The 17,487-nt window shown below is 62.5% G+C and carries 14 protein-coding genes; 11 read left to right on the plus strand and 3 right to left on the minus strand.

Annotation, left to right across the window (positions count from 1 at the left end; genetic code table 11):
• The first annotated feature begins 13 nt into the window (after positions 1-13).
• The 5 genes from NKI69_RS20170 to NKI69_RS20190 all read left to right on the plus strand — a co-directional run bounded on the left by NKI69_RS20170 (position 14) and on the right by NKI69_RS20190 (position 6,605).
• Positions 14-1,456 (plus strand): amidase, encoded by a 1,443-nt coding sequence (locus tag NKI69_RS20170; protein WP_352722425.1) that lies wholly within the window; start codon positions 14-16, stop codon positions 1,454-1,456.
• 74 nt (positions 1,457-1,530) lie between these two features.
• On the plus strand, positions 1,531-3,063 hold the full coding sequence (locus tag NKI69_RS20175; RefSeq protein WP_352722426.1) for an ABC transporter substrate-binding protein: 1,533 nt from the start codon (positions 1,531-1,533) through the stop codon (positions 3,061-3,063).
• Positions 3,064-3,137: 74 nt separating this feature from the next.
• Positions 3,138-4,076, plus strand: a complete 939-nt coding sequence (locus NKI69_RS20180; RefSeq protein WP_023811025.1) for an ABC transporter permease — start codon at positions 3,138-3,140, stop codon at positions 4,074-4,076.
• 50 nt (positions 4,077-4,126) lie between these two features.
• Entirely contained in the window at positions 4,127-4,924 is a 798-nt protein-coding gene (locus NKI69_RS20185) for an ABC transporter permease (RefSeq protein WP_155930577.1), read from the plus strand.
• Between the two features lies 1 nt (position 4,925).
• A complete protein-coding gene (locus NKI69_RS20190; RefSeq protein ID WP_352611802.1) occupies positions 4,926-6,605 on the plus strand; it encodes a dipeptide ABC transporter ATP-binding protein in 1,680 nt (559 codons plus the stop codon).
• Positions 6,606-6,953: 348 nt separating this feature from the next.
• Here the strand turns inward: NKI69_RS20190 and NKI69_RS20195 are convergent, their stop codons facing one another.
• The gene (locus tag NKI69_RS20195; protein ID WP_023811021.1) at positions 6,954-7,487 is read right to left on the minus strand and encodes a TetR/AcrR family transcriptional regulator; all 534 of its coding nucleotides are present in this window, start codon (positions 7,485-7,487) and stop codon (positions 6,954-6,956) included.
• Positions 7,488-7,632: 145 nt separating this feature from the next.
• On the opposite strand from NKI69_RS20195, the gene NKI69_RS20200 reads away from it, so the two are divergent.
• Positions 7,633-8,964, plus strand: a complete 1,332-nt coding sequence (locus tag NKI69_RS20200) for an efflux RND transporter periplasmic adaptor subunit (protein ID WP_352722427.1) — start codon at positions 7,633-7,635, stop codon at positions 8,962-8,964.
• Positions 8,961-12,044, plus strand: coding sequence for an efflux RND transporter permease subunit (locus NKI69_RS20205; RefSeq protein WP_023811019.1), 3,084 nt, complete (start codon positions 8,961-8,963; stop codon positions 12,042-12,044). Before NKI69_RS20200 ends, NKI69_RS20205 begins: the two co-directional genes overlap by 4 nt.
• A 225-nt stretch (positions 12,045-12,269) precedes the next feature.
• Here NKI69_RS20205 and NKI69_RS20210 read toward each other — a convergent pair whose 3' ends face one another.
• Complete coding sequence (locus tag NKI69_RS20210; protein WP_023811018.1) at positions 12,270-12,731, minus strand: L,D-transpeptidase; 462 nt, start codon at positions 12,729-12,731, stop codon at positions 12,270-12,272.
• A 355-nt stretch (positions 12,732-13,086) separates the two neighbouring features.
• Between NKI69_RS20210 and NKI69_RS20215 the strand changes: the two genes are divergently transcribed.
• Entirely contained in the window at positions 13,087-13,419 is a 333-nt protein-coding gene (locus NKI69_RS20215; RefSeq protein ID WP_023811017.1) for a hypothetical protein, read from the plus strand.
• Positions 13,420-13,475: 56 nt separating this feature from the next.
• Positions 13,476-13,643, plus strand: coding sequence for a hypothetical protein (locus NKI69_RS20220; protein ID WP_352722428.1), 168 nt, complete (start codon positions 13,476-13,478; stop codon positions 13,641-13,643).
• 72 nt (positions 13,644-13,715) lie between these two features.
• On the opposite strand, the gene NKI69_RS20225 is transcribed toward NKI69_RS20220, so the two are convergent.
• The gene (locus tag NKI69_RS20225) at positions 13,716-14,417 is read right to left on the minus strand and encodes a response regulator transcription factor (RefSeq protein ID WP_127271440.1); all 702 of its coding nucleotides are present in this window, start codon (positions 14,415-14,417) and stop codon (positions 13,716-13,718) included.
• A gap of 46 nt (positions 14,418-14,463) precedes the next feature.
• Between NKI69_RS20225 and NKI69_RS20230 the strand changes: the two genes are divergently transcribed.
• Positions 14,464-15,237, plus strand: a complete 774-nt coding sequence (locus NKI69_RS20230) for a response regulator (protein ID WP_352611813.1) — start codon at positions 14,464-14,466, stop codon at positions 15,235-15,237.
• Positions 15,238-15,321: 84 nt separating this feature from the next.
• Complete coding sequence (locus NKI69_RS20235) at positions 15,322-17,409, plus strand: ATP-binding protein (RefSeq protein WP_352722429.1); 2,088 nt, start codon at positions 15,322-15,324, stop codon at positions 17,407-17,409.
• Positions 17,410-17,487 lie beyond the last annotated feature (78 nt).

Below are 17,487 nucleotides of genomic sequence, written 5' to 3' on the forward strand. Positions count from 1 at the left end.
TCAGGGCAAGCGCATGAAGTTGACGGAATACGCCGCCTATGACGGCGTTGGTCTGGCCGAGCTCCTGCGCAAGCGGGAAGTTACGCCGCGCGAACTGGGAAACTGCATCATTTCAGGGATCGCCGCGGTCAATCCGCAGCTCAATGCCGTGATCGAAACCTATGCCGATGCGATCGAAGCGCTCGGCGAGGTCCCCGGACCCGCACCTTTCCACGGCATGCCGACATTGACCAAGGATTTCCCCATCGAAGCTGGCCGGCCGGGAGAGTTCGGCAGCGTTCTCGCCAAGGGTTTCATCTGCGGCGACGATCACGCCTTCTGGGTGAAAATGCGATCCGGCGGCCTTGCCAATATCGGGCGTACCACCACGTCGGAATTCGGCATAGCGGCGGCAACCGAATCCTCCCTCTATGGTGCGACACGCAACCCCTGGGATACCAGCAGGGGTGTTTCGGGATCGAGCGGCGGCGCAGCGGCAGCCGTTGCCGCCGGCATCGTTCCTTTCGCGCAAGGCGCCGATGGTGGCGGCTCCATCCGCACCCCCGCCGCCTTTTGTGGTGTCGTCGGCCTGAAGCCGTCTCGTGGCCGGATCAGCGGCGCGCCGGAATCGAATGCGCCAATGCTGGGTCTCGCCATTTCATTCATGCTGACACGCTCGATCCGCGACACGGCGGCTTTGCTTGATCTGGGGTCTGGTGCGCTTCCCGGCGACAGCTATGAGATCGTCCCTCCAACCACCAGCTATGCCCAGGCGATCAAGACGCCACCCAAGGCTTTGCGCATTGCCCTGTGCACAACGTCCTGGTCCGGCTTTCCGCTCGACACCGAGGTGAAGGCGGCAGTTCTCGAAGTGGGCAAGAGGCTGGAGCAACTGGGCCACAAGGTCGTCGAAGCCGGGCCTGTGTTCGATTATGAGCGCTATCTGGCGGCACAGAAAGTGATCTGGGCAGCTTCTACGGCGCAGTCGCTCGACGAGTTGGCGGGCTTGCTGCGACGGCCAGTCGAAGAGGCCTGCCTGCAGCAGACGACACTTGCTGTCTATCGCCATGGCCGAACGCTGGACGCGGCAAGCCTGATCGCGGCCCTCGCTGTTTATGACCAGATCACGCGGACGGTTGGCGAATTCCTGGCCGTCCATGACGTGCTGGTGACGCCGACTTGCGCGATCTCGCCGGAGTTGCTCGGCACGTACAACCCGGATCGTCCCGGCCGCGACATCGATACGGTGTTCGCCGATCTGGCGCCGAAGGAGACGTTCAGCGCGCTCTTCAACGGCACTGGATCGCCGGCGATATCCCTGCCGCTCGGCTGGACGCAAAACGGCCTGCCGATCGGCGTGCAGTTTGTCGCCGCATTCGGACGCGACGATCTGCTGCTACGGCTAGGTGCGGTGCTTGAGGCCGACTACGCCTGGCACCAGCGCAAACCACCTGCCCACATCACCAAGACTGCTTGAACCAACAAGGACTGCTTGAACCAACAAGCATGGAACCGCCCCGGGAACATCATCAACGAAAATGGGAGATTGTCATGGACCGCAGAGTATTCCTCAAAAGTGCGGCGTTTGCCGGCTTCAGCATCGCGACGTTGCCGGCCACATTGCTTCGAGCCAATGCTGACGGCAGCAAGATACTGCGTATGGCCTATGGGGCCGAGGTTCTCACCCTGGACCCGATCAAAACCACTTACGGAGCCGATATCCTTATCCAGGGCATGATGTATGCACGCCTGCTGCATGCCAATGCCGATCGCACAGAAGTCGGCCCGGGCCTTGCCGAGAGCTGGGACATCGCGGATGACGGCAAGACCTATACCTTCCACCTGCGCGAGGCCAAATTTTCCGATGGGTCGCCGATCACGGCCGAGGACGTGGCGTTCAGCTGGAACCGCATGCGCCTCCAGAAGGATTCCGCCTATGCGGCGCCGTTTCAGCCCCTGACCAAGGTCGAGGCAAAGGACGCCAGGACAGTGGTGATGACGCTCGACCGCAAATTCACGCCCTTCCTGACGCTGACCGAAATCTGGAATACCGGCATCGTGCCGAAGGCAGCGGTCGAGAAAATGGGCGACGACGCTTTCGCCAAGGCGCCGGTCACATCAGGGCCGTTCAAATTCGTCGAATTGAAGCCGGGAGACCGCGTGGTCCTTGGCCGCAACGAGCATTATTACCGCCAAGGCGAGCCCAAGATCGACGGCGTCGAATTCCGCTATGTCCCGGACGACAACACCAGGGTCTCGATGTTGCAGGCGGGCGAACTCGACGTCTGCCTCGCAGTTCCGGCCCCGCGCATGGCCGAGTTGAAGGCCGCCGGCTTCCGGGCCGACCCTGAACCTTCGAGCACCACCTATGACATGCTGATCAACCATTCGGCAGAACCCTTCAACGACCTCAAATTCCGCCAGGCCGTCAGCTATGGCATCGACCGCACGGCCATCAATGCCGCGGTGACGCTGGGTCTCGGCACGCCGGCCAGTTCCATCATGAGCCCGACGCTCGATTTCTTCGACAAATCGCTGCCAGTCATTGCCCGAGACGTCGAAAAGGCCAAGGCCCTGCTGGCAGAATCCGGCAAGACCGGAGCCAGTTTCGAACTCATCCAGAATGCCGGAAGTGCCGACGAGGAAAAGGCGGCGGTGCTGATCCAGGCGCAGTTGGCGGAAGTCGGCATCACCGTCAACATTGCCAAGATCGATTCAACCCAGGCATGGACCCGCCTCGCCGATGGCGAGTATCAGGCGGAAATGAACTGGTGGTACAACGAGACGCGAGATCCCGACAACGCATTGCGCTGGTGCGTCTGGGGCGCGGGCGACAACAAGTCCTACTACACCCGCTACAACAACGAAACGGTCGACAAACTGATCGATGAAGCCTCGGGTGAGGCGGACAATGCCAAACGGGCCGAGCTCTATGCCCAGATCCAGAAGACCGTGGTGGACGAGGTGGCGCAGGTGGCGCTCTATCACCCGACGTGGCTCAACGCCTACGCTCCGAGCGTGAAAGGGTTGGTCCTGAACGTCGGCCTGCAATTCTCGTCCATCGGCGGGACCAGCCTGGATTGATCAGCACAGGATGCGAGACGGGGACGAGACACTTCGTCCCCGTCTCGCATCGATTTGACACCAGGATCCCGACCATGAATCGATTCTCCTTCGTGCTTAGACGGCCGATACAGTTGATCCCCGTGCTGCTGGGTATCAGTGTGATCACCTTCCTGCTGCTGCAAATGACACCCGGCGATCCGGTTCGCCTCATGCTTGGCCCCAAGGCCAGTCAGGAGGCGATCGAATTCGTGCGGGCGCGATACGGTCTCGATCAGCCCATCCCCGTGCAGTATTTCTATTACGTGCTGAATTGCCTGCGCGGCGATTTCGGTCAGTCGATCGCCTTCCGGGGTCCCGTCAGCGGCGTCATCGCGGCACGGATCGCGCCAACGGTTTTCTTGATCCTCTACGGCCTCGTGATCTCGCTGCTGTTGACATTCGCGCTCGCGGTCACCGCTGCCCGGCAGCGCGGACGGTGGATCGATCACCTCATCCGTCTCGTCTGCGTCGCGGGCGTCGGCGTGCCGTCCTACTTTGTCGGCCTGCTGTTGATCATGGGCTTCTGCCTGCGGCTGAAGATTTTCCCGGTATCCGGTTACGGACCGACCTTTATCAACAATCTGTGGCATCTGTTCTTGCCGGCCCTGACGATCGGTATCGGGGTGACGCCGATCCTCGCGCGCAATCTGCGCGCGACCTTCATTCAGCAGCTGGACAAGGATTATGCGATCGCCTGCCGCTCCAGGGGCCTGCCGGAAAGCTACATCTTTTCCCGGCATGTGTTCTGGAATTCCCTGTTGCCGACAGTCAATCTGCTGGGCGTCGTGGTCGCCTTCCTGATCGGCGGGACGGTCGTTGTCGAAAATGTCTTCAACATTCCAGGGCTCGGCAACCTGCTCATCCGCGGCGTTCTCACGCACGACCAGTTCGTCGTCCAGGCAGTGGCCCTGCTGCTTGCCGTAGGTGTCGTCATTTCGAATTTTGCCGTCGATGTCTTGACCGCCATTCTCGACCCACGGGTGGAATTATGAGCGATGTGATGCGAGGCAGCGGCCCCTTGGCCATGGCGCGGATCCGCACGATGCCGGCAACCTTGGCCATTGGCGGCGCCATCACCTTGGCCTGGATCGTCGTGGCCATTCTGGCGCCGGTGCTGACCAGTTTCGACCCGATCAAGGTCGATGTGATGCAGGCGCTGAAACCACCTGGCGCCGAGCATTGGTTTGGCACGGACGCCATCGGCCGCGATGTCCTGGCGCGGACACTGTTTGCCGCGCGCTACGATCTCGCCATGGCCTTCTTCGGCGTGGTCGGTCCGATCATCCTGGGGACGACCATCGGCCTCATCGCCGGCTATCTGGGCGGCAGGATCGATGCGGTGCTGATGCGCATCCTCGAGGTCACCGTATCATTTCCCTATTTCGTCCTCGTGATCGCCATCGTGGCCGTGTTGGGGCCCGGCCTCAAGAGCTACTTCATCTCGCTCACCTTGGTGAACTGGGTCAGCTATGCCCGACTTGTGCGGAGCCAGGCGCTGGTGCTGCGCGGCGTCGATTTCGTGCTGGCGGCACGTGGCATGGGTTTTGGGCATTTGCGCATCATGCTGTTCCACATCCTGCCGAATGCCATCGTCCCATCGATCGTCTTCGTCATGACCGATGCCGTGCTGGCCATCGTGCTCGGATCATCATTGGGTTTTCTCGGCCTCGGCGTACAACCGCCGACGCCCGAATGGGGCGCCATGATCGCGGATGGGCAGACCTACCTGACGACCGCATGGTGGATTGCGATCTTCCCAGGCATCGCCATCTGCCTTCTGGCGCTCGGCCTCTCCTTGACCGCTGATGGTCTCGCCCGCCTCCTGAACACGGAATCCTGAGATGAGCGACCTCGTCAGCGTCGAGAACCTCACCATCGACTTCACCACCGATTTTGGCGACGTCCACGCCCTGCGCGGCGTCAGCTTTTCACTAAAAGCGGGAGAGGTCCTTGGGATCGTCGGTGAATCCGGATCGGGCAAGACGGTGGCCTGCAGAGCCATCCTCAAGCTGATTGCCGGCAACGCACTGGTGAAGTCGGGCCGGATCATGTTCGAGGGCAGCGATGTCCTCGCCATGAAGGATGCCGAGCTGGGCCGGCTGCGCGGCGGGCAAGCGGCGATGATCTTCCAGAACCCCTCGACGCATCTTGATCCGATCATGACGGTCGGGCGTCAGGTGGGCGAGGCGATGGTGGTCCATCAGGGCATATCCTGGCGGCAGGCCAATGCGCGGGCGGTCGGACTGCTCGAAGACATGCATATCAAGGACGCGTCAAGGCGCGCGGGCGCCTATCCTCACGAGCTGTCCGGTGGCATGCGTCAGCGGGTGATGATTGCGGCGGCCCTTGCCTGCGAACCGAAACTGCTGATTGCCGACGAGCCCACGACGGCACTTGATGTCACGGTGCAAGCTCAGATACTCGACCTGCTCCGCGGCATCCGGCGTGAACGCAACCTGTCGGTCATTCTGGTCTCTCACGACCTTGGCGTGATCGCGGAAATGTGCGACCGCGTCGTCGTCATGAAGGACGGTGCGGTGCTGGAAATCGGCTCGGTCGATCAGATCCTGCGTGACCCCGCCCATGAATACACGAAGCGCCTGATCGCTTCCCAACCCTCGCTGATGAAGCCGACCACGCATGCCTGCCCCGTGGCGACGGAACCGCATCTCCTGGTGAAGAACCTGTGCGTGAACTTCTACCCTGGGCAGAGCCTTGCGGCCTGGGCGACGCGCAAGCCGCCGCAAATCGTGCGCGCCGTCGACAATGTTTCGCTGGCATTGCGGCGCGGTGGGGCGCTGGGGATCGTCGGCGAGTCCGGTTCCGGCAAGAGCACCATAGCCCGGGCTATTGCAGGCCTTGTGCAGCCGCAACAAGGAGAGATCGAGGTGGACGGCCAATCGCTCGATCGCGCACTGAGGCAGCGCCGACCGGAGCAGGTTCGCAAACTGCAGATGGTGTTCCAGGACCCGTTCATGTCCCTCAACCCGGCGTTTACGGTTGCGCGAACTCTGGCCGAACCGCTGCGGCAACAGAACATCTGCCCGGAAAGAGACATCCCGGAGCGGATCCGTGAGCTGATGGAAAAAGTGGAATTGCCACGCCAGTTGCTGGACCGACGCACCACGCAGCTTTCCGGCGGCCAGCGGCAGCGCGTCGGCATCGCCAGAGCCCTGGCGCTGGAGCCCGAGATCTTGATCGCCGATGAAGTCACCTCCGCTCTGGACGTCACCATCCAGGCCCAGGTGCTCGGCCTCTTTGCGCGGCTGCGCCGCGAATTGTCGCTGACGCTGATCCTGATTTCCCACGATCTGGGCGTGGTGCGTTATCTCTGCGAGCACGTTGCGGTCATGCAGCACGGCAAGCTGGTTGAGTATGGCAATACGGAAGACGTTCTGGATCGTCCGCAGCAGGCCTATACCCAAGAGTTGATCGCCGCTATCCCGAAACTCTCGCGTCGAACGAGCAGCGGAATCCAACCAGGAGACACCCCGCTACTGGCCGCCGGAAGCAAATGCTAGACTAAAACCTTCAGGGCCGAGTGTGATCGAGCACGGCAGCGTCAGCACCCAGGCAAGCAGCAAATTGCGTCGGGCGTTGCCGGAACGATGGCGGCGAACGGTTCCGGCTGCAATGGGGCGACGCTGCGCACGCCGAAGGCGGGCAGGAACCACTTCGCGCTGCCCGATTGTTCCAGCGGATGATCCGGTCTCGGAATGCCCGCCTCGCTGGAACTATATCCACCATGTTCCACTCCAGATGCATTGCAGCAAAGAACTGGGAAGAACGCTATGGCCGCACGATGAACCCTGTGTGACGCCGGCGAACCGCGTTGACGCACAGGCCTGGCCGAAAAGCGGGTGGGCGACCTATTTGGCAATCTCGAGCAGGGACGATACCAACAGCTCGCGCTCGTCTTTCGACAGGACATCCGAATCGAAGAGGTTCATGCTGCGCAATCCCTCGATGGCGAGATAGCAGATCAATAGCGATTTGAGATCCGGCGTTTCGCCCTTCAGCCGCTCGAAAAGCTGCCGCTTGAAGGTCTTTATCGGCATCATGAAATCGGGATCCTCGGCGATGGCCGAGAAGATCCAGGACGCCGACGGCTGCTTTTCCTCGCAATCATTGGCCGACAGCCTGATGTAGACGGCCAGGGGATTTTCGTCCTTGTCATTTGTGCGGGCGGCTTCCAGCGCGTGCTCGAACTCACGCAGATAGCCTTCGACCAAACCTTGCATCAATTTGGCCTTGGTCGGGAAGTTGTAGAGGAGCCCTCCCTTCGACACGCCGGCACGGCTGGCGACGGCATCCAGCGACAGGCTGCCTGGTCCGGATTCCCGGGCAACATCAGCCGCCGCGGCGAGAATCTTCTCGCGCGAATTCGGTCGTTGGGCTCTCATGGCGCCTCCCTTCGCAAGTCTAGGCCCAATTGACAAGACCGTCCAGACGGTACAGTAAGACCGCCATTATTTGAAATCGGGACCCGCAGTCGATATGTGTCCCGATATCCGCGCTTTGCGCCGGATTTCGACTGAGGGGACTTCCTTGTTCAAGCGCATACTCCGTATCTTTATCATCGTTCTGGTTCTGGCCGTGCTCGTCGTCGTGGTCGGCGGCATCGTCGGCTTCAACTTCCTGCGCGACAACGGCATCAAGCAGTATTTCGCATCGATGAAGCCGCCGGCGGCAACCGTTTCGACCACCATCGCCAAGCCTTCGGCCTGGACGCCGGGCGTCGAGGCGATCGGTACGGTCAAGGCCGTGCGCGGTGTCGACCTGACGGTCGAGACCACCGGTATCGTCAAGGACATCCTTTTCCATGCCAACCAGAAGGTGGCGGACAATGCGGTTCTGCTGCAGCTCGATGACGCCGTCGAGCGCGCCGATCTCGACGCACAGAAGGCGCAGGCCGCGCTCGATCAGACATCGCTTGCCCGCGCCATCGAACTGACCAGGCGTGGCGTTGGCTCCGACTCGACGCTGGACACGGCGCGTGCGGCGGCCTCGGCCTCGGCGTCTCAGGTCACCAAGCTGCAGGCCGTGCTCGAGCAGAAGCAGTTGACGGCGCCTTTCGGCGGCACGGTGGGCATTCCGAGGATCGATATCGGCCAGTATCTGGCGCCCGGCACCGCCGTGGTGACATTGCAGGATCTCGACACGATGCGGGTCGATTTCTCGGTTCCCGAACAGCAACTCGCCTTGCTCAAGATAGGCCAGACGATTCGATTGGGCTTTGGCGGTGAGGACAGGCCATTCGCAGGCGCCATTCGCGGCATCGACCCGAAGATCGACTCGTCCAGCCGGCTGGTGAACATCCGGGCGGAAGTCGCCAATCCCGATGGCAAGCTGACCCCCGGCCAGTTCGTGCAGGTGCGTGTCGAGCTGCCCGAAGAGCAGAACGTGCTGACCCTGCCGCAGACGGCGCTGACGACAAGTCTCTATGGCGACTACATCTTCGTGGTGCAGCCAGCCAAGCCCGCCGAGGCGGCGCCAGCTGCCAAGCCGGAGGAAAAACCCGCCGCGCCGGCAGCCGACAAATCGGCTGATGCCAAGCCTGCGGACACCAAGCCGGCCGATGCCATGAAGCCGGCGGCTGATGCTGCCAAGCCCACCGCCGATGCGGCAAAGCCGACTGACCAGGCTCCCGATGCGGCCAAGCCGGCGGCGGAAGGTGACAAGCCCGCGCTCGTGCTGTCGCAGGTGTTCGTCAAGCCCGGCCGCCGCAATCAAGGCATGGTCGAGATCGTCGAGGGGCTGAAGGCTGGCGACGAAGTCGTCACCGCCGGTCAGAACCGCCTCTTCAACGGCATGTCCGTCGTTGTGGACAACACCATCGACCCGACCAAATCGGCAAACAAGCAGGCCGGCCAGCAATGAGCATCTCCGATCTCTTCATTCGCCGGCCTGTTCTTTCGACGGTCCTTGGCTGCATGATCCTGCTTCTGGGTTTCCAGGGCATCTTCAACCTGTCGATCCGGCAGTATCCGAAGGTCGACGAAACGGCGATCACCATCACCACGGCCTATCCGGGCGCCAGCGCCGATCTGATCCAGGGCTTCATTTCCGCCCCGATCGCGCGCGCCGTCGCCTCGACCGAAAACATCGACTACGTCACCTCGTCCAGCCGCCCGTCCTCCAGCACCGTGACGGTGCAGATGAAGCTCGGCTCGAACCCCGACGTCGCGCTGACTGAAGTTCTGTCCAAGGTCCAGGGCGTGCGCGGCACCTTGCCGGACGCATCGAAGGACCCTGTCATCGTCAAGGGCACCGGCCAGCAGTTCGCGATGATGTACATCTCGATGCAAAATCCGAACATGACGAAGGAGCAGCTTACGGAGTATATCGAGCGCGTCATCAGGCCGCGCATGTCGACGGTCGAAGGCGTCGCCGACGTGCAGATCTTCGGCGCCCAGGAATACTCGATGCGCGTCTGGATCGATCCGGTCAAGCTTGCCGCGCGCGGCGTGACGGCCTCCGAACTGCTGACGGCGATCAACAATTCCAACTTCCTGTCGGCGCCCGGCAACACCCAGAACGAGTATGTCGTTTCCTCGATCACCGTGCGCTCGACATTGCAGACGCCGGAGGCCTTCGCCGAGCTGCCGCTGCGCTCGACTGACGGCAATGTGGTGCGGTTGCGCGACGTGGCTCGCGTCGAACTCGCCGCCGAGAACACCGACACCAGGGTCTCGTTCAACGGCAAGCCCGGCACCTTCCTCGCCATCTTCCCGACGCCGGCGGCCAATCCGCTGACCACGGCGGCGGCGCTCACCAAGCTGGTGCCACAGATTCAGGAGACACTGCCGAAGGGAATGACGATCGAGGTCGTCTACGACGCGACCGGGCAGATCAGCGCCTCGATCGAAGAGGTGTTCAAGACCATCGCCGAGGCGGTTGCCATCGTCATCGTCGTCATCCTTCTGTTTCTTGGCTCCTTCCGGTCGGTGATGATGCCGATCATCACCATCCCGTTGTCGCTGATCGGCGTCTGCTTCCTTTTGTTTGCGGTCGGCTACTCGATCAACCTGCTGTCACTGCTGGCCATGGTTCTGGCGATCGGCCTGGTCGTCGACGACGCCATCGTGGTGGTGGAGAACATCCATCGCCATATGGAAGAAGACCACATGTCGCCGATGCAGGCCGCGTTCAGCGGTATGCGCGAAATATCGTCGGCCATCGTTGCCATGACCATGACGCTGGCCGCCGTGTTCGCGCCGCTGGCCTTCACCGGCGGCCTGACCGGCGCGTTGTTCCGTGAATTCGCGGTCACGCTCGCCGGCTCGGTGGTGCTGTCGGGTGTCATTGCCATCACCATCACCCCGATGATGTCGGCACGCCTCTTGAAGTCCGGCACGCCGGGCCGTTTCCAGCGCATTGTCGACGGCACCTTCGCGCGCGTCGAGCATGTCTATGAACGGGCCGTCACCGGATCACTGAACTATCGCCCATTGACGCTGATCATCGTGCTTGCGCTTGTCGGCGTCACCGGCTTCATGTTCACCAAGACCTCAAGCGAACTGGCGCCGGAAGAAGACCAGGGCTTTCTGCTCTCGATTGTGACGGGGCCGCGTTATGCGACCTCCGATTACACCGAGACATACGTCAACCAGATCCTCGGCCTGGTGAAGGATATTCCCGAAACACGGGCGCAGTTCTCGGCCGTGGCCTTCGGCGGCACGACAAACAGCGCCTTCGTCGGCTATGCCTTCAAGGACTGGGCGGAACGTAAGCGCAATTCGAAGGAACTGCAGGCCGACATTACGGCCCGTATCGCCAAAGTGGCCGGTGTCGAGGCTTTCGTCTTTGCACCGCCGACGTTGCCGGGCTCCGGTGGCGGCCTGCCCATTTCCATGGTGGTGCGATCGACGGGCGCTTCCTCGGAGGTGTACGAGGTGGCCGAGCAGATCAAGAACAAGGCGCAGGCCTCCGGCCGCTTCATCGTCGTGCAGAATTCGATGGCCTATGACGCGCCGGAGGTGACGGTGACCATCGACCGCGACCGCGCCGCGGCGCTGAACCTGCCGATCGCCGATATCGGCCGCACGCTGACCTTGCTGGTCGGCGGCGCCGAAGTGGCGCAGTTCGACCGCGACTCCAACAGCTACGACATCATCCCGCAGGTGCCGCAAGAGTTTCGCGACAACCCCGACAAGCTCGGCGAATACTTCGTGCGCAGCGTGACGGGCGAGATGGTGCCGCTATCGGCGGTGGTCAAGATTTCGACCAATGCGGCGCCGGCGGCAATCGAGCAGTTCAACCAGCTGAATTCGTCGACGATTTCGGCGCTCCCGCTGCCCGGCGTCACGACCGGCGACGGGCTGAAGGCGCTGGAGGACATTGCCAAGGAGAGCCTGCCCGACACCTTCTTCCTCGACTATTCCGGTCAATCGCGGCAGGAAAAAGAACAGGGCAACACCATCCTGATCGCTTTCGCGGCCGCCGTGGTCGTCATCTATCTGGTGCTGGCGGCGCAGTTTGAAAGCTTCCGCGACCCGCTGATCATCATGATGGCGGTGCCGCTGTCGATCTTCGGCGCGATCGTGCCTCTCAATCTGGGCCTCGGGACGCTCAACATCTACACGCAGGTCGGCCTGATCACACTGATCGGTCTGATAACCAAGCACGGCATCCTGCTGGTCGAGTTCGCCAACCAGCAGCGTGAAAAACATGGCATGCGGCGGCGCGACGCCATCATCGCCTCGGCCAAGGTGCGCCTGCGGCCGATCCTGATGACGACAGCGGCGATGGCGCTCGGCGTTGTGCCGCTGATCACGTCCAGCGGCGCTGGTGCCGCAGCCCGCTATTCGATGGGCCTGGTCATCTTCACCGGCATCCTGGTCGGCACCCTGTTCACGCTCTTCGTCGTGCCCATGTTCTACACCTTCATCGCCAGCAAGGATCTGCCTCATTTGGCGGAGAAGCCGGACCCCAAGCTGATGCCGGCACTGCCGAGCTAGGGCGGTCGAGGGAGTCCCGCCCGGAAATGTGCAGGACAAATCGATGGAAGCAAAAGAAAAGAGGCCGGGAATTTCCCGGCCTCTTTCTTTTGGCTGGGCTCGATACCCCGGTTCGAGCTTTGCTCGATACCGCCGGTTTGCGCTGTACTCGATACCGCAGCGTTTTCCGGCGGGAGCCTTGAACAAGGCGCGACAGCATGCTGACACGCCACCGTTTCCAGCCTGCTACTTGACGATGACGATGCTGGTGTTGGTCGCCCCGAAGGTTTCGACGAGCTGGTAGAAATCGGCGGCGTTGTCGGGGTGCAGCCGCACGCAGCCATGCGAAGCCGGCTGGCCGAGGCGCTTGATCGCGTAGGTCGCGTGCACCGCATAGCCGCCGCTGAAGAAGACCGAGTGCGGCATCGGGGCGTTGTCGTATTTCTTCGAGTACCACATTTCATGCATGCGGGTCGGCTTGAACGAGCCGGTCGGCGTCACATGGGCCCGGTCGCCGGTGGAGACTTTCCAGGCGAAGGTCGGCCGGCCGTCGACGGAGACTTCCATGATCTGCTGCGAAAGCGAAACGCGCGCCACGATCTTGTTGGCGGCGTGCGCCGCACCCGAGCCGGCGCCGAGCAGCAGTGCTGCACCAGTCAAGGCAGCGGCGGTGATGTTGATGAGCTTGGCGGAAATGGCGGTGTGCATGATGAAGTCCCCTCTCTCTGCCGGTTAGGCCGGCTCCAATTCGATGGCCGCTTATCCCAACGTCATGTTTCGAGGAGATTTCGCAAAACACTCGTTTCTGTTTCGAATCTGTTTCCACTACTTAACAAACGCCTCCTTATAAGCCTAGCTAGAACAGGCTCGGCAGGCCCGCCCAGCCAAGACCAAGAGTCGGGAACATGAGTATCCGCCCCCAAACGAAAGTGCGAATTGGCGTCATGTGAAAGAACAACCGTCAGTATCGAAACCAACCTGCAACAAAGCGCGACCCCTAGCGGCATGATCCGGATACGGGCCGCGAGCAAAGTTGACGCAACGAAAACAGCCGGTAACGAACATGGGAACGAAATCGAACGCGCTGTCCTGGCTTCTCAGGATCAGCATCGCGGCAGCGGTCATCGGCGGCGTCGGCACGGTTGCCGGCACCCCGCTGACAAGCCTCGGCGCGATGACATCAGGCGAGATTTCGACGCTGCATGCCGCACTGTTTTTCGCCACGGTCTGGATTGTTTCCAGCCTGCGCATCGCCCGGCTCAAGGCCCTCTGGCGGGTCGGCCTTAGGCTGACGGGTTTGCGCGGCGCCTCCGGCAACTTGCTGCCGAGAGGACCGAAGGCCCGCGCCGCGACGGGGGGCTCCGTGGGCGGCGCGGGCACTTCGGGGGTATCCTGAAGCGACCCGCAACAGGTTCATTTCTAGAGAATTGGCATTTTTGGGGAACTGCGACGATGAAAACGAAATTCGCTGCTTCGGTGCTGTCCGCACTGCTTTACGCCCAAGGCCTGCTCGGCTTTGCCGGTCTTGCCACCATGCTTCTCAGGGACCGCGCCCATGCAAGCGAACTCACCATCGGCAGTGACATGCCGGTGGGGCCATCGCTTCTGCTGGTACGCTGAGTATAAAGAGCATCGGGCCCAGAGATGGAAAATCCGATGCCCGAAAAAAGGGATTGCGCCAGTACCCGGCAGTCAGTCGGCGAATTGCCGCGGCGGATCGAACCGATAGCCGGCGCCACGTATTGTGGTGATGGTGTCGGTGTCGAGCTTGCGGCGCAGCCGCACGATGCGCGAATCGATCGAACGATCGAAGGCGTCGGCGTTTTCGGCCGGTGCCGCGGCGATGATATCGTCACGCGTCAGCACCTTGCGTGGACTGGCCAGGAACAACCTGAGCAGCGCCACCTGGCCGGGCGAAAGCTGTTCCTCGGAGCCGGAGCGATGCATGACCATGGCCGATCTCAGATCGACGGTCGCGTTTTCCAGCACGATCAGTTCCTGGGTGCCCCTGCCGCGGCGCGAAAGCAGGCCGCCGACACGGGCGGCCAGTTCACGGACATTGAGCGGGCTCTCGACGACGTCGGCCGCACCAAGCTCCAGCGCCAGCACCTTGTCGACAAGATCGGCCGGCCGGCAGATGAGGATAAAATCCGGTCCGCCCTCGCCGCCTCCTCCTTGGCCGCCATAACGTCTGAGCAGGTCCCGCCCCTCCGCCTGGCTGAGGCTGTCGCCGACGACGACGACGTCGATGCCCTTTCCCGACAGCAGCGATTCGGCCTCCCAGGGCTGGCGCGCCTGATGCACGTCGTGGCCGCGCCGCTCGAGATGGTCGGCGAGTTCGGTCGCCACCACTTCGGCTACCGAAACGAGCGCAATAACGGATCGTGCGGCCATCTTTTCCAACCGTTCCCTGGCAACCCGGATATGAGTGCTGGACATGATGTTTATACCCAATCTACTTTCCACTGAAAGTGGGAGCGAAAGCATCGTGCGGGCAAGAATTGTCATCGTCGAGGATGAGCCCGACCTCAGGGACGCGGTCGCAGAATATCTTGGCGCATCCGGCTATGACGTGGCCACCGCTGAAAGTGCTGCCGCGGCGCGCAGCCTCGTTGAAACGCAATCGTTTCATCTCGCCATTCTCGACATCGCCATGCCCGGCGAGGACGGCCTCTCGCTCGGCCGCTGGCTGCGTTCGAAACTGCCGATCGGCATCATCTATGCGACCGCGGCCGGCACCGCGCTCGACCGCATCGTCGGGCTGGAACTCGGTGCCGACGACTACATCGTCAAGCCCTACGAATTGCGCGAAGTGCTGGCCAGGGTGCGCAGCGTGTTGCGCCGGGTTCCCCAGCCGAAGGAGCTCCAGGACAACAAGGCCGGGACGGATCGCCGTTCCGTTACCTTCGGCCCCTTCCAGGCCGATCTCGACGGCAGGCTGGTCACCGGCGCCAATGGCGCGGTGATCGACATGGCCAAGAGCGAGTTCGACGTGCTGGAGATTTTCCTCACCCGCGCCAATCGGCTGCTGACCCGCGCCGCTATCTCCGAGGCGATCGGTTTCACCGAAGATCCGGAATCGTCACGCGCGGTCGACATTCGCATCATGCGGCTACGCAAGAAGATCGAGGCCGATCCCGCCAATCCGAAATTCCTGCGCACGGTGCGCGGCGAGGGCTATATCTTCTCGCTGCCGGCCGGCGACGGGAACTGAGCTCCGAGCCGGAAGGATTCGGTTGCTCGCCAGCCGAAATTGGCACGACTCCGAATTGGCACGACTCCGGAATGACGGCACAAGATGATCGCTGAAGCAGCAAGCACCGATATGCAAGGGTTCAGGCAGGGCGCGGCGATGGCGGCCGTGCGCGTCGTTCGCCGGCTTCGCGAGGCCGGCGACTGGCAGCGCGAGATGGACGGCATACTGGAAACGCTTTGCCGGGCCATGGATTGCCAGCGCGGCATCCTGTTTCGCTTGCGCGAACTGCCCGGCCAGGGCTTCGCCCAATCCGTCGCCGCCTATTGGATCGACCCTCTTTTCGGCGGCGAACTGGCGTCGCCAACCGTCATCATGCAATCGATCGTCAATTCCGACCCCCTGCTGGAGCGGCTTGCCGAGGACGAACGGCAAGGCAAGATCTTCGCTGGCCATACGCGCGACCTCGAAGGCTTCCTGAGGACCGATTTCGAGAAGCAGAACATCAAATCGTTCCTCTCGGTCTCGGTCTTCGCGCATGGCCATCTCTGGGGCACGCTGGCGGTCAATGACTGCGTCAACGAGCGTGCATGGACGGACGAGGAAGAGGCGACGCTGCATATCATCGCGCTGGCCATCGGCGACGCCATCGAGCGCTCGCCCTCCGACGCCCACGCCAGCGAGGTCATTCGCCGCACCATGCTGCAGGCCTCGCTCGACGCCATCGTCGTCATCGACGAGACCGGCTCGATCATCGAATTCAATCCGGCTGCCGAGAAGATGTTCGGCTTCCAGCGCAGCGACATCCTCGGAAAGGACCTGCTCGATACGATCGTGCCGATCTACTACCGCAAGGGCTATGTTTCGGGGGCCGAATACATGTCCGGCCGCGGCGCGCCGATGGTCGGCCAACGGCTCGAGACGGTGACCCAGAACGCCGCCGGCGAAGTGTTCCCGATCGAGCTGACGGCGACCGAGATGCGGGTTGCCGACCGCCGCCTGATCTTCGGCTCCATCCGCGACCTGCGCGACAAATTGCGCGCCGAGGAGGAGATCGGCCGGCAGCGCGAGAAGCTGCACCAGAACGAGAAGATGGCGGCGATGGGTTCGTTGCTGGCCGGCGTCTCGCACGAGCTCAACAATCCGCTGGCCGTGGTGGTGGCGCAATCGACGCTGCTGCACGAATTCGCTTCCGACCCGCAGACCAAGGTGCGCGCCGAGAAAGTCCGTGCGGCCGCCGAGCGCTGCGGCCGCATCGTCAAGAGCTTCCTGTCGATGGTCCGCCTCCATCCCGCGGCACAGGCCGAGACCGACCTCAACCAGGTGATCCGGTCGGCACTCGAAGTGACCGCCTATGGCGCGCGCTCGAGCGGCATCACCATCGACACCGATTTCGCCGCCGGCCCGCTGCTGGCCATGGCCGACGCCGACCATGTGACGCAGGTGGCGGCCAATTTCCTCATCAACAGCCAGCACGCTTTGGCCGGCATTGCCGGCGACCGGCTGATCAAGGTGCGGACGTTCCGCAGCGACCGCGGTCATCCCTGCTTCTCGGTCGAGGACAATGGGCCCGGCGTGCCGGAAACGATCCGCAGCCGCATCTTCGAATCCTATTTCACCACCAAGCCGGTCGGCGTCGGCACCGGCATCGGCCTGTCGATCTCGAAATCGATCATCGAGCGGCACAATGGCAATGTCTGGTTCGAGGAAGTGCTCCCGAGAGGCGCGCGCTTCGTCGTCCAGCTGCCGGCCATCGTGGCCGGCCTCGCCATCGCCGGCGACAACCAGCCGCGATCGAGCGGCCTGCGGCATGCCTTGATCATCGACGACGAGCCGGATGTCGCCGGCTCGCTCTCCGACATTCTCGAACTGATGGGCATCAAGTCACGGATCGTTCCTGTCTGGGAATCGGCCGCCGCCACTTTGAGCGGCCACATGCCGCCGGACATCGTCTTTTCGGACCTGCGCATGCCCGGCGTTAGCGGCATATCGATCTATCGCGAGTTGCTCGCCGAAAAGCCTGATCTGGCACGGCGTTTCGTGCTGGTCACAGGCGACCTGATCGGTGCGAAAGCCGAAATCGAGGCGCTGCCGGCACAGCAGCGGCCGCAGATCCTGGAAAAGCCGTTCAGCACGCTGGATGTGCGCAGTGTGCTGTCCGCCATTGCCGAACAGGCGGTCTTGAAAGGATAAGGAAGAGGCCCCCGGGGCCGAAGAAGAGCGCACTGGAGGGAGCGCTCGGGGAGTCCGGAGCATGATCCCAAAGCGGGA

Origin of the sequence: Mesorhizobium sp. M0491 (assembly GCF_040321265.1) — a bacterium.
Taxonomy (GTDB): Bacteria; Pseudomonadota; Alphaproteobacteria; order Rhizobiales; family Rhizobiaceae; genus Mesorhizobium.